This window comes from Bacteroides sp. ET336, assembly GCF_024733815.1.
GTDB lineage: Bacteria > Bacteroidota > Bacteroidia > Bacteroidales > Bacteroidaceae > Phocaeicola > Phocaeicola cellulolyticus.
On the sequence record NZ_JANRHK010000002.1, the window covers coordinates 126,466 to 140,677 of the forward strand.

Sequence of the window (14,212 nt, forward strand, 5' to 3'; positions counted from 1 at the left end):
TTTGCAAAGACTGTTTTATTCTTGATTAATATACTAAAAATGAGCGAAGATACATTTGATAAGGAAAACGATTTACAGGGGAGTGAAGGCCATTCTGATTACAAACCGGCAGATACGTCCGATGATGCGGTAAGACATCAGTTGAGTGGAATGTATCAGAATTGGTTTCTTGATTATGCATCTTATGTAATACTTGAAAGAGCTGTCCCTCATATTAATGATGGCTTGAAACCAGTGCAGAGGAGAATATTGCACTCTATGAAACGTCTTGACGACGGAAGGTATAATAAAGTTGCGAACATTGTAGGTCATACCATGCAGTTTCATCCTCATGGAGATGCTTCAATAGGTGATGCTCTGGTACAGTTGGGCCAAAAAGAATTGCTTATCGACTGTCAGGGTAACTGGGGAAATATCCTTACCGGTGACAGTGCTGCCGCTCCGCGTTATATCGAGGCACGTTTATCTAAATTCGCTCTTGACGTGGTTTTCAATCCGAAGACCACTGAATGGCAGTCGTCTTATGACGGACGTAACAGAGAGCCTGTTACATTGCCTGTTAAATTCCCTTTGCTATTGGCGCAGGGTGTTGAAGGTATTGCTGTCGGATTGTCATCAAAAATACTTCCTCACAATTTCAATGAACTATGTGATGCTGCCATCGCTTATCTAAAAGGTGAGTCGTTCCAGCTTTATCCTGATTTCCAGACAGGCGGATCTATTGATGTATCAAGATATAACGATGGTGAGCGAGGTGGAGTGGTACGCGTAAGAGCAAAAATTTCCAAATTGGATAACAAGACTTTATGTATCAGTGAGATCCCGTATGGAAAAACTACTTCGTCACTTATCGATTCTATCTTAAAGGCTGTAGAAAAAGGCAAAATCAAAGTAAAGAAGGTAGAGGACAACACAGCTGATAAAGTGGAAATACTTGTGCATCTTGCTCCTGGAGTTTCTTCAGACAAGACTTTGGATGCGCTTTATGCATTTACAGACTGTGAGGTTAATATATCGCCTAACTGTTGCGTGATAGACAACAAGAAACCTCATTTCTTATCTGTAAGTGATGTGTTAAAGAAGTCTGCGGACAATACTTTGGATCTGTTAAGACAGGAATTGAATATCGAACGTGAAGAAAAACTAGAAGCTCTGCATTTTGCTTCGCTGGAGAAAATCTTTATAGAAGAACGTATCTATAAAGATGCGAAATTTGAGCAGGCAGAGAATATGGATGCAGCATGCCAACATATTGATGAGCGTCTTACGCCTTTCTATCCGCAAATGGTGCGTGAAGTAACCAAGGAAGATATATTGAAACTGATGGAGATAAAGATGGCACGTATCCTGAAGTTTAATAAAGATAAGGCGGATGAATTGATAGCACGTCTGAAAAGTGAAATAGAGGAAATAGATAATCATCTTGCACATATCACCGAATATACTATAAACTGGTATGAAGGTTTGAAAGCCAAGTATGGCAAGAATTTCGAGCGAAAGACAGAAATAAGAAATTTTGATGTCATAGTGGCTACCAAGGTGGCAGAAGCAAACGAGAAGCTGTATATAAACAGAGAGGAAGGCTTTATCGGAACGGGACTGAAGAAAGATGAATATGTCTGCAACTGTTCTGATATAGATGATGTCATTATATTCTATAAAGACGGAAAATATAAGATAGTAAGAATAAGTGATAAACTTTTTGTCGGTAAGAATATATTGTATGTAAATATTTTCAAGAAGAACGACAAGCGTACTATTTATAATGTGATATATCGCGACGGTAAAGACGGTGCGTATTTTATCAAACGTTTTAATGTCACTTCGATGATACGTGACCGTGAGTATGATGTAACACAAGGAAATCCAGGATCTAAGATAATGTATTTTACAGCAAATCCAAATGGTGAGGCTGAAGTGGTGAAAGTAACTCTAAGACCTAATCCTAGAATAAAGAAATTGATTTTGGAACGCGATTTCAGTGAGATTTCCATTAAGGGAAGACAGTCTATGGGTAACCTTCTTACACGTCTTGAAGTGCATAAGATAAGTCTGAAGCATAAGGGAGGTTCTACATTGGGAGGACGAAAAGTGTGGTTTGATCATGATGTACTTCGTCTTAATTATGATGGACGCGGTGAGTATCTGGGAGAATTCCAAAGCGAAGACAGTATATTGGTAATCATGAAGAATGGTGAGTTCTATACGACTGATTTTGATTTGAACAACCATTATGATTCGGATATAATGATTCTTGAAAAATATGATCCAGAAAAGGTTTGGACTGCAGTTCTTTATGATGCAGACCAGCAGAATTATCCATATCTTAAAAGATTCTGTTTAGAACAAAGTGCCAAACGACAGAACTTCCTTGGTGAAAACAAGCAGAATGTATTATTGTTGCTTACATCCGAAACTTATCCGCGTATTAATGTACTGTTTGGTGGACATGACAGTTTCAGAGAGCCAATGATAGTCTATGCAGATGATTTTGTCGGTGTGAAGAGTTTTAAGGCCAAAGGAAAACGTCTTACTACGTTTACTATAGACAAAATAGAAGAACTCGAACCTGTCATAAAGGAAGAACCTGAATCACAAACGGAAGCAGATGATGTGAATACAGATGATGTGGATCTGTCAAATGAAGATGATGGTCAGATGAAACTGTTCTAAAATTATGAATAGAATATATGGTTATATATCAACTCTGATTATATTATTTGTGTCTTGCGCCGAAGTATTGGCGCAGGATACTTTATCTCATCAGAAATACATAGTACGTTCCGTAATGATAGGTGCGGGAATATCCAATGTATATGATACATATCTTTCCCCTTTGGAATATCGTGGACCTGAACTGAGGTTTATGCACGAGAATATGCGCATGACCAGGCTTATGGGAGGTAAGGTGTCTGCCCAACGTGTGATACAGGTCAACTGTTCATCTGCAGAGAATATCTCAAAATCCTCAAAATCATATTCAGGAATGTTTAATTGGACTTATGCTCTTCATTATCAGTATAAGGTTGATGAAAATCTGAAGATTTTGTTTGGACCGATGTTAGATTTGAATTGCGGTTTTATATACAACACACGTAACTCAAATAATCCGGCACAAGCCAAAGCATATGGAAGTATTGATGCTTCTGCTATGGTGATATATAAATTCAGGATTTTCAGATATCCTATGACTTTAAGATATCAGGCTAATTTACCTTTTATGGGTATTATGTTTTCACCTGAATATGGTCAGTCCTATTATGAAATATTTTCGCTGAAACATGGTGGCAGCAATGTCTTGTTTACTTCATTTCATAACGCTCCCACGTTTAGACAAATGTTGACATTAGATTTTCCTATAGGCAAGACAATAATGCGTGCAGGATATTTGTGCGATATACAGCAGGCCAAAGTAAATAACCTAAAAAGCCATTTCTATTCGCACAATTTTATGATTGGATTTGTAAGAAATTTCTCTATTATACGGGGAAAGAACAAAATCAGTCTTTCATCCAAGGTTACTCCATTTTGATTAAATGATTTTTTGTATGAATAGCAGGAATAATTCTTTGTTTATAATATTGCTTTGTGTCTTTTTATCAGTGCTGTATTCTTCGTGTATCAGAGAAGATGTTTCTGGCAACACCCCACAGGCAAACTTTGAATCTTTGTGGAGAATTATTGATGAACAGTACTGTTTTCTTGACTATAAGAATGATGTGTATGGATTGGACTGGGATGAGGTTTATTCGAGATATTCCAAACGGATAACATCCGATATGTCCAGCTATAATCTTTTTGAAGTGCTGTCAGAAATGGTAAACGAGTTGCGCGATGGTCATGTTAATCTTAGTAGTGCTTATGGAACTTCTCAATACAGAGAATGGTTTGATTCTTATCCACGTAATTTCAGCGACAGTATTCAGAGTAATTACCTGGGAAAAGATTATGTAAATACTTCCGGACTTACATATCAGATTTTGGAGAACAATATAGGCTATGTGTATTGCCTAAGTTTTTCTAACGGAATAGGAGATGGTAATCTTGATTACATGTTGAAGGAGATGGAATTGTGCGACGGATTGATAATTGATGTCAGAAATAATGGGGGAGGAAATCTTACGACTGCCCAGAAGTTAGCTTCAAGATTTACCAATGAGAAAATTCATGTCGGATATATGTCTCATAAAACTGGGCCCGGGCATAATGAGTTTTCATCGCCCCAACCGGTGTATATTGAACCTTCCAATGGAGTCAGATGGCAAAGAAAAGCTGTTGTTTTAACCAACAGGCGTTCATATAGTTCGACAAACGATTTTGTTAATTGCATGAAGAATATGCCTCTTGTAACAATAATAGGAGATAAAACCGGTGGTGGTTCGGGGTTACCATTTTCATCGGAAATTCCTAACGGATGGTCTATAAGATTTTCTGCGGCCCCAATGTATGATGCTGAAATGAATCAGATAGAATTTGGTATTGAGCCGGACATACATGTTGATATGACTGAAGAAGATATTTTGCGTGGAAAAGACACTATAATAGAAGCTGCATGCAATTTCTTGAAAAAAAATAGTTGAAAAATTTGTAAGTGTAAAAAAAATGCGTACCTTTGCAACGCAAATGAGAAATAAAGCTTCTCACGCGCCTGTGGCGTAATTGGTAGCCGCGCCAGACTTAGGATCTGGTGTCGTGAGACGTGTAGGTTCGAGTCCTATCAGGCGCACGAAATAGAGGAATTAACTTTAGTTTTATGATTAAGTTAGTTCCTCTATTTTTTATTGGTGTATTTGATGGGGTAACGTTGGCTCACCTGATTTTTAGGAATCAACGTAAAAATCTGGGCTCCTCAGGTTTTTACGCTGATATAAAAAAAGAGAGTTACATTTTTTGTAACTCTCTGGTTGATTGAGTGATCCGCTTGGGGCTCGAACCCAAGACCCCAACATTAAAAGTGTTGTGCTCTACCTGCTGAGCTAGCGAATCAATCCTATTTGCTATCGTTGTTTTCCGATTGCGAGTGCAAAGGTATGACTTTTTTTTAAATCTGCAAAATATTTGAGACTTTTTTATTGGAAAATATTAATAAAAAAAGAAATCTGGGATAATCACCTTTGAAGTGTGTATCCCAGATATTACAAATGTGTGTTTATCTATACTAATAAAGATTTGATTAAATAGTTGAATGTAAGGCTATTAATGTATTAATGTGTTTGTACCTTCAACGATTTCTCCATAAGAGAATACACATCTGACATTAGTATCCTTGTCCAAAATAACGATGTCGGCATCTTTGCCTTTTTGAAGAGTTCCTTTTCTGTCGTCTATACCTATAATCTTTGATGGTGTCTCAGAAGCCATTCTTACTGCATCTTCTAATGGAATTCCTGCCTTTTTAACCATAGTCCATACCAGTTTATCCATGGTTGCAAGGCTTCCGGCCAATGATGAATGATCTGCCAGCTTACATACGTCGTTTTCGATAACATATTGCGGGTCATTAATTTCTCCGTCAAATGCAGCGTATTTTAGTGCGTCTGTTACCAGACAGGTTTGTTCTACACCTTTTAGCTTATATACTAGCTTTAATATTGTAGCAGGAAGATGTCTTCCATCAGCTATAACTTCTACAGACATGCCGTCTGTCAGATACACACTTTCAACGGTTCCTTCATATTTGTATTCTCTACGTTTATGGAATCCCGGCATTGCATTATAAAAATGTGCAGCATGAGTGAAACCAGCAGAGAATGCCTTTTTAATATCGTCATATTCCGCTTCTGTATGTGTGATTGCTGTTAATATACCATTTGAGGAAGTGAATCTGCCGAAATCAAAACCACCTGGAACTTCTGGACTTATATCCCATCTTTTTATACATAAAGTTGAGTTTATTACTTGTGTATATTCGTCTTTGTTAGGTTCTGATAAGTATTCTCCCCACTGGGCACCTGCCATTTTAGGATTCAAGTAAGGACCTTCAATGTGTAAACCTTGTATTACTTTGTTGGTTTTCATCATTTCCTCACATAAAGCGGCTGCTTTTGTTATATTATCGAATGAAGTGGAAGTCAATGTAGGGAACACTGTTGTTGCTCCATGAATTAAATGTGCGTGAGTGGCAGCGTTAAATCCTTCAGCTGTACATTCGTTATAATCGTGGCCTCCTCCTCCGTGTATATGCATACCTACAAATCCTGGAACAATATTCATTCCTTTTACATCAATAACTTTAGCACCTATTACAGCCAAATCGCTATTGGTAACTTCCAGTATTTTACCATTACTAATGAGTACAGAGCCATCCATAATCCATCCTTGTGGAGTAAGGATACGTCCGTTTATTAATTGAGTAAGCATAATCGATATTATTAGTTTGTATGATTCTTAGAATAATTTATTTGTACCTTCTACTATTTCTCCCATAGACCAAACGGCACGTACGTTAAGATCTCTGTCCAAAGCCAGGATATCGGCGTCTTTGCCTCTTTCCAGTGTACCTTTGCGGTCCAATACTCCCATAATTCTGGCCGGTGTTTCAGATACCATTCTTATTGTATCTTCTAAAGGTATTTCGGCTTTCTGTACCATAGTCTGTATCAGTCTGTCCATTGTTGCAATACTTCCAGCCAACGCAGATCGGTCTGCTAATTTGCATACACCGTCTTCGATTATAACTCTTGGGTCGAAAGCTTCCTGACTGTCGCTTGCTGCGCAGGCAAGAGCATCTGTGATTAATGCAGTTCTTTCAACACCTTTTATCTTGTGTACAAGGCGGAGAATTGTCGGTGGAACATGGATACCGTCGGCTACAACTTCAACAGTCATATCATCAATCAAATATATACTTTCTACGGTACCTTCATACTTGTACTCTCTGCGTTTATGGAATCCAGGCATTGCATTATAGAAGTGTGTTGCATGTGTATATCCGGCCTCATAACCAGTCAATATGTCTTCATATTCAGCTTGAGTATGTCCCACAGATGCTAGGATACCTTTTGATGTAATATATTTTGCGAATTGCATTGCTCCAGGCAGTTCAGGAGCAGCATCCCATCTTTTTATACAATTTGTTTCTTCCAGCAGAGGGATATATTCTTCAGGGTCTGGATTTTTTATGTTTTCAGGCATTTGTCCTCCTGCCATCTTCATGTTAAAATAATGACCTTCCAAGTGTAATCCGAGGACAGGGCTGTTATGTTCTTGCATTAATTTTTCTGTAGTTGCAGCAGCAGCACGTATCATTGGGATTGTTGATGATGACAGAGTAGGGAAGATACTGGTCGTACCATGTTGCATGTGTGCTTTGATTGCAGCTCTAAATGCATCTTCCGATCCTTCCATAAAATCTCTACCTCCACCACCGTGTACGTGGATTTCTACACCGCCAGGTACTATATACATACCTTTTGCGTCAATTATTTTTGCGCCGACAATAGCCAGATCGCAATTAGTAACTTCAAGGATTTTATTGTCACAAATTATTACAGAACCGTCTTTAAGCCATCCTTGTGGCGTTAAAATACGAGCGTTAATTATTTGGGTTAACATGATAGATAGTGATTAGTTTCTGATATATTTTTTTTAATGACGCAAATTTAATCAATAAAAATTACTTTATACTCATTAACTTGGATTTTTTTTATTATATATATGATATATTATATGAATGTTTAAAATTTTTAATTGTATAATATTATAAATTCAAGTATTTCAAACTTCTTTAAAGTAAATAATTGTTCTATTTTACTTTCTGGTAATCACTCAAAAAACAGATACTAAAATGAAAGAAATGGAGAACAACGATTTTGTCCACACGTTGGATGCGGTATATAACCTTTGTTCCGAAATCAAGGAACGGATAACTTCGGTTGAAACGACTTATGAATAAGAAAACAATGATGGACTTGTTCTGCTTTCCAACAATTTGCAACGATTTCAAGCGGAGATTGCTGAAATGAAGTCCAAGCTTTCAGCCGGAAGAAATGAGTGGGAGAAGTTCCGTGAACTGACACTGGTTCGTGTCAAGGAAATTTACAACCTGTATTCCAATCTGTGTGCCATTAACAAGGACATATTCTCGGAACAGGAACGCATCGCTAACGAGTTGCAGAGAATGCAGCAGTTGGAAGTTCATCACACTAACAAGCATATTTTGGACTTCAAAGCCTCACGGCCATTCTTGTAGTAGGTTGTTATGTTTGGGATTATTCTGCTTCTTTTGGTCGGTAATGCTTGTCTGTTTAAACTGAATATGCAACTCTCTGACAATGACTTGAAGTACCATTTTATCAAAATGTATGGTGGTGTCTCAGGCAATGAATTGTGGTATTCCATCATGACAGGAATAAAGCTGTCATCAGGAATATCCGTAATGAGGTGGAGGATTTTGAATACCGTACACGGATAAGGGCTGAAAAGTTGGAGAAGGTAAGACTGCTGCAGCAGGAAGCGCAAGAACTTGAATAAAGAAGTTTTTATATGCGAAAGGAAGCATAATCTGCAATATAGGGTTATACTTCCTTTTTTTATTTGTTATGAGGTATATATCAACAAATTAGATTACTTTTGCTTGTGAATTATTAAAAAAGGACATTATGGGACAATTAAAGCCTAATCAAATATTGAATAAAGCGTATAGGCAGGTAGCAATAGAAACAGAAGATTTCAATCGTTTTAAAGAAGCTCTCCATACTTTATTATCTACCATATCAGATGGTCAAAGAGAAGAAACCCAAAAGGAACACTTAAGGAATTTCCTAAGTGATACTTTTTATAAACCATACTATATGGCTCCAGAAGAAGATATAGATTTGGCTGTAAGATTAGATAAAACAAGTAAGTCGAATATTGGCTTATTAATTGAGGTAAAAAGTACAACTAACAAAAATGAAATGATATCTGTTGGTAACTTGAATAGGAAAGCCCTTCAGGAACTTTTACTGTATTATTTAAGGGAAAGGATAACCAAGAAAAATACAGATATTAAATATCTGATAGCGACCAATGTATATGAATATTTTATATTTGATGCCCAAGAGTTTGAGCAAAAATTCTATCAAAATAAGAAACTGAAAAAAGAGTTTCAGGATTTTGAGGACGGCAGAAAAACAAGTCGTAAAACAGACTTCTTTTATTCTGAGATAGCTTCTTTATTTATTGAAGAAGTTGCAGATAGTCTTGACTATACCTATTTTGACATCCGCTTTTACGCTAAATATTTAGATGAGGATACAGCTCCCAAAAAACTTATCGAATTGTATAAGGTATTCAGTGATGTGCATTTGCTGAAACTACCTTTTCAGAATGACAGTAACTCCTTGAATAAGAAGTTTTATGCAGAGTTGTTGCATATTCTAGGTATTGAAGAGAAAAAGGAAAACAATAAGATTGTCATTGTACGTAAAGCCGTTGGACGGCGTAATGAAGCTTCTTTGTTGGAGAATACAATCAACCAACTTGATGCAGAAGACTGCTTGCGAAAAGTTCCAAATATTGCTATTTATGGAAGCACACAAGAAGAACGTTTGTTCAATGTGGCTATGGAGTTATGCATCACTTGGATTAATCGAATCTTGTTCTTGAAATTGTTGGAAGCTCAAATGTTGAAATATCACAATGGAGAGCAATGTTACAAATTTCTTTCTATTCAGAAAATCCGTGATTTTGATGATTTAAACACTTTATTCTTTCAAGTTTTAGCGCGAAGTGTTCATCAAAGGACGGCGTCCATATTGAAAGATTTTGAGTATGTCCCATATTTGAATAGCTCACTCTTTGAGGTTACTGAATTAGAAAGTAATACAATAAAGATAAATAGTTTATCTCAGCGGTCTGAATTTCCACTATTTATTAATAGTGTATTGATTAATCGTAAGGTAAAACAACAGTTTAATAGCCTTCCGACTTTGAATTATTTATTTGCTTTTTTGGATGCATATAATTTTGCAAGCGAAGGCAGTGAGGAAGTTCAAGAAGAAGCCAAGACTTTAATTAACGCATCTGTTTTAGGACTTATATTTGAAAAAATTAACGGACATAAAGATGGTTCGGTGTTTACTCCTGGATTTATCACAATGTATATGTGCCGTGAAGCCGTTGCTAATTCTGTCTTGACTAAATTTAATAGTTTTTATAACTGGAATTGTACGTCTGTTGCAGATTTGTACAATAAAATAGATGATATATCACAAGCTAATCAGCTTATAAACAGTATCACAATTTGTGATCCGGCTGTGGGGTCAGGACACTTTTTGGTATCTGCTTTAAACGAGTTAATACGTTTGAAATATGAACTTGGAATTTTAGTGGATTCCGAAGGTAAACGTATTAAAAAATCTGATTACACACTGTCTATCGAAAACGATGAACTGATTGTAACGGATGCAGAAAACAATTTGTTTGAGTATAATCCATTGAATGAGGAAAGCCGCCGCATTCAAGAAACATTGTTCAAAGAGAAAAAGATAATTATTGAGAATTGTTTGTTTGGCGTTGATATTAATCCAAACTCTGTGAAAATATGTAGGTTACGTTTGTGGATTGAATTGCTTAAAAATGCTTACTATACAGCTGAAAGTGATTATAAACAATTGGAAACCTTACCCAACATCGATATAAATATCAAATGCGGAAACTCTCTTTTGCATCGTTTTGATTTAACGGATAGCATTAAGTCCGTATTAAAAGAAACAGGTATTTCTATTAGCCAGTATAGAAATGCTGTGAGCAAGTATAAGAATGCTCAAGATAAAGCTGAAAAGTGGGAGTTGGATTCAATGATAGCTGAAATTAAATCTAAACTTACCACTGAAATCGGTGCAAAAGAACCTAAAAAACTCAGATTAAATAAGCGTAGGGCAGAACTGGTGAATTTGCTTGCACCTCAGCTGTTTGAAATGAGTAAAAAAGAACAAAAGGATTGGCAGAAACGAGTGGATGCTGTTAAAAAGGAAATAGCAGAACTTGAAAGTTATTTTGAGGAAATCAATTCCAACAAGATTTATTTGGGGGCTTTTGAATGGCGTATAGAGTTTCCAGAAGTATTGGATGCGGATGGAAATTTTATAGGATTTGATTGTGTTATTGGCAACCCTCCTTATATTCAGTTGCAATCTATGGGTACGGATGCTGATGTCTTAGAACGAATGAAGTATAAAACTTATGTTCGTACTGGAGATATTTATTGTTTATTCTACGAGCAAGGGATGAATTTGCTTAAGTCCAATGGTTGCCTATGCTACATTACATCCAATAAGTGGATGAAAGCCGGATATGGAAAAGAATTGCGCCAATATTTTGTTACGGAAACAAATCCTGTTTTGTTAATAGATTTTGCAGGAGTAAAGGTATTTGATACAGCTACTGTTGATGTGAACATATTGATGCTTCAAAAAGCTATAAATGTCCAAAGAACATTTGCTTGCATAACACAAGGAATAAATGGCTTACAGAATTTGAGCGATTTTGTGCAGCAACAGGGGATATGTTGTGAATTTTCCAATGGAAATAGTTGGATTATCCTATCTCCCATAGAACAAGGTATCAAACGTAAAATGGAAGCCATAGGTACTCCACTTAAAGATTGGAATATTCAAATTAACTATGGAATTAAGACTGGCTTTAATGATGCGTTTATTATTACTACTGAAAAACGTGATGAAATATTAGCTAATTGTCAGACCGAGGAGGAGCGTATCAGAACGGATGAATTAATACGACCGATTTTACGTGGCAGGGATATTAAACGATATGGTTATGATTGGGCGGATTTATGGATTATCAATACCCATAACGGCATCAAAGGGAAATTGCCACGAGTTGATGTGAATGAATATCCAGCTATAAAGGCTCATTTAGACCAATATTGGGATAAAATCTCTACAAGAGCAGATAAAGGTGATACCCCTTATAATCTCCGCAACTGCGCTTATATGGAGGATTTTTATAAGCCAAAAATCGTGTGGAAAATCATTGGAAATCGATTGGGTTTCGCTTTAGAAAATAAGAACATGATATTAAATAATGCATGTTACATATTAACTTGTAGCGACGGAGGATTGGAGTATTTGGAAGCGATGCTTAATTCAAACGCTATTTTATGGTACAGTTTTGTTACCAATATGAATAAAACTGGAGTCGGCGATATGCAAGTTGGTGCACAAAATATCAATATTCTCCCTATTCCAAAATATCCAGAAGAGAAGCAAACACTATGTGAATATGTTAATGTGATTCATAATAATATTGACCAAGTTATTATGAATAAGATAGAATCTATTATTTGTAAAATATTCGGTTTCTCAGAGGTTGAACAGCAATATTTGTTACAATTTGCCAAAGATATTTATCTATAAGAATTGGAGTTCTTTGGAAATTATTAATCAGAAAGGCAGAAACAATTATCTGCCTTTCTGATTAATATACAGTATTTCTTCTTCAGTAAGTCCATAGAACATATACACAGCCGTATCTATTGCCGTTTCGTTTTTTGAATCTACATAAGATTCTATGTCAGTTACAACTTTAGCATCTACACTTTGGGGAACAGGAAGTTTTTCTACAAACATAGGTTTGTATTCAAAATACCCACCATTTCGCGTAACTCCAAGATGACGAATGTAATAATCTGCTAATTTTGAGTTTAATACAGCTAACAAAAATTTGCTTGCCGGCACAATCATAGGTGAAGGCGCATTGATAAAGCTATTGTCTTGAATCATTGCATAACTTGCTGTAAGGTTAAGATTACCCCACACGATTTTTGGCTTATAAAAATCCTCCCAATAGCTGATGCTGTCTTGCGTTTCAAACCACTTATTATTGGTTTTTTTACGAGCCTTAACCTTTTCACCATTAACAGAATAGGTCTTGCCTGTCTGTTCTAACCGTTCCTTGCCGAATGAAATAAGATGTTGCTTCACAGCAGGATATTGCTCTATGTCATAATGACGGGAAGGAAAAGTCGCAATAAGATATAACTTCGCCCAATCATAACCATATCGTTTAATATCCCTGCCACGTAAAATCGGTCGTATAAGTTCAGCTGTGCGGGTACGTTCATCTTCCGATTGGCAGTTAGCAAGTATTTCATCACGTTTTTCAGTAGTAATAATAAAAGCTTCATTATAACCAGTCAAAACACCACGATAAATATTTATATTCCAGTCTTTCAATGGCGTTCCCACAGTTTCCATTTTACGTTTAATGCTTTGCTCAATCGGCGACAGTATTACCCAAGAATCAGCACTACTAAAATCACATTCCGACCCGTTCTGCTGCACAAAATCGCTCGTTATGTGTCTGCCAAAAAAGTTTTGATATAACGTGCCAACGTATTTCTATCAACTTTACATATTACAGCTATTTTACGTTTAGATATATTTGCATTTAAAAGCTCCTGAATCAAATTCCTTTTCTTGTGTAACTTGTATTTTTCAGGAGAACTTTTTTTCCCCTTGGGGCGACCTAAAATTACACCTTCTGCTTTTTTTCGTGATAATGCTTCTTTGGTTCGTTGGCTAATGAGATTACGTTCAATTTCTGCTGATAAGCCAAAGGCAAATGCTAATACTTTGCTTTGAATATCCTCTCCTAAGCGATAATTGTCTTTGATTGTCCAAACTCTGCATTCTTTACTCATGCAAAGGTTAAGAATTTCCATTATCATAAAAAGATTCCTTCCTAAGCGTGAAAGTTCTGCACAAATTATAAGATCGTCCTTTTGTATTTGCTTGAGTAGTTTACCTAACTCTCTTTTACTATAGGATTTTGTACCGCTGATGGTTTCTTCTATCCAACCGTCAATCTTTAAATTTTCACGTTCGCAGAAATTATTAATTTCAAAACGTTGGTTTTCTACAGTCTGTTTGTCACTGCTTACTCTAATGTATCCGTAAATCATATTAAAGTTGTTTTATTCAATATGCTACGAAAGTATGTTATATGTTGAATAAAACTATGGTAAACCTAAATAAAGGAAAATAAATAATTCCCAGTTATTTTATTCTTGTTTCTTAATTGAAGTGATATAGCGATGGGAAATATCTTGATTTGTGTCATAAATGTGTCATGCATAAAAGAAAAAGGAGTTAAGTTTATCACTTAACTCCTTCATTTTCACCAGTCGGGGTGACTGGATTCGAACCAGCGACCACGCGCCCCCCAGACGCGTACTCTAACCGGGCTGAGCTACACCCCGAATTGCGGA

General features: G+C 36.3%; 10 protein-coding genes and 3 tRNA genes. 7 read left to right on the forward strand and 6 right to left on the reverse strand.

Going from position 1 to position 14,212, the window contains the following annotated elements; all coding sequences use genetic code 11:
• Window positions 1-39 precede the first annotated feature (39 nt).
• From NW213_RS03430 to NW213_RS03445, 4 genes are all read left to right on the forward strand, one after another.
• Window positions 40-2,673: a DNA gyrase/topoisomerase IV subunit A gene (locus tag NW213_RS03430; RefSeq protein WP_154043213.1), complete on the forward strand. Its 2,634-nt coding sequence runs from the start codon at window positions 40-42 to the stop codon at window positions 2,671-2,673.
• 4 nt (window positions 2,674-2,677) lie between these two features.
• Window positions 2,678-3,532 carry a DUF3316 domain-containing protein gene (locus tag NW213_RS03435; protein ID WP_258321847.1) on the forward strand — a complete coding sequence of 285 codons (855 nt, stop codon included), beginning with the start codon at window positions 2,678-2,680 and terminating at the stop codon, window positions 3,530-3,532.
• A 16-nt stretch (window positions 3,533-3,548) separates the two neighbouring features.
• A complete protein-coding gene (locus NW213_RS03440) occupies window positions 3,549-4,580 on the forward strand; it encodes a S41 family peptidase (protein ID WP_258321848.1) in 1,032 nt (343 codons plus the stop codon).
• A 64-nt stretch (window positions 4,581-4,644) separates the two neighbouring features.
• Window positions 4,645-4,726: transfer RNA gene (locus tag NW213_RS03445), tRNA-Leu, on the forward strand.
• Between the two features lie 187 nt (window positions 4,727-4,913).
• Here NW213_RS03445 and NW213_RS03450 read toward each other — a convergent pair.
• From NW213_RS03450 to nagA (NW213_RS03460), 3 genes are all read right to left on the reverse strand, one after another.
• Window positions 4,914-4,986, reverse strand: a tRNA-Lys gene (locus tag NW213_RS03450).
• A gap of 210 nt (window positions 4,987-5,196) precedes the next feature.
• Window positions 5,197-6,360, reverse strand: coding sequence for an N-acetylglucosamine-6-phosphate deacetylase (nagA, locus tag NW213_RS03455; RefSeq protein ID WP_258321849.1), 1,164 nt, complete (start codon window positions 6,358-6,360; stop codon window positions 5,197-5,199).
• 27 nt (window positions 6,361-6,387) lie between these two features.
• Window positions 6,388-7,554, reverse strand: coding sequence for an N-acetylglucosamine-6-phosphate deacetylase (gene nagA, locus NW213_RS03460; protein ID WP_154043224.1), 1,167 nt, complete (start codon window positions 7,552-7,554; stop codon window positions 6,388-6,390).
• 406 nt (window positions 7,555-7,960) lie between these two features.
• On the opposite strand from nagA (NW213_RS03460), the gene NW213_RS03465 reads away from it, so the two are divergent.
• The 3 genes from NW213_RS03465 to NW213_RS03475 all read left to right on the forward strand — a co-directional run bounded on the left by NW213_RS03465 (window position 7,961) and on the right by NW213_RS03475 (window position 12,359).
• Entirely contained in the window at window positions 7,961-8,191 is a 231-nt protein-coding gene (locus NW213_RS03465; RefSeq protein ID WP_258321850.1) for a hypothetical protein, read from the forward strand.
• Window positions 8,192-8,328: 137 nt separating this feature from the next.
• Window positions 8,329-8,472 (forward strand): hypothetical protein, encoded by a 144-nt coding sequence (locus NW213_RS03470; RefSeq protein WP_258321851.1) that lies wholly within the window; start codon window positions 8,329-8,331, stop codon window positions 8,470-8,472.
• 128 nt (window positions 8,473-8,600) lie between these two features.
• On the forward strand, window positions 8,601-12,359 hold the full coding sequence (locus NW213_RS03475; protein WP_258321852.1) for an Eco57I restriction-modification methylase domain-containing protein: 3,759 nt from the start codon (window positions 8,601-8,603) through the stop codon (window positions 12,357-12,359).
• 45 nt (window positions 12,360-12,404) lie between these two features.
• Here NW213_RS03475 and NW213_RS03480 read toward each other — a convergent pair whose 3' ends face one another.
• From NW213_RS03480 to NW213_RS03490, 3 genes are all read right to left on the reverse strand, one after another.
• Entirely contained in the window at window positions 12,405-13,286 is an 882-nt protein-coding gene (locus NW213_RS03480; RefSeq protein WP_258321853.1) for a TaqI-like C-terminal specificity domain-containing protein, read from the reverse strand.
• A gap of 11 nt (window positions 13,287-13,297) precedes the next feature.
• Window positions 13,298-13,906 carry a master DNA invertase Mpi family serine-type recombinase gene (locus NW213_RS03485; RefSeq protein WP_258321854.1) on the reverse strand — a complete coding sequence of 203 codons (609 nt, stop codon included), beginning with the start codon at window positions 13,904-13,906 and terminating at the stop codon, window positions 13,298-13,300.
• Window positions 13,907-14,128: 222 nt separating this feature from the next.
• Window positions 14,129-14,203 (reverse strand) — tRNA-Pro (locus NW213_RS03490).
• Between the last annotated feature and the right edge of the window lie 9 nt (window positions 14,204-14,212).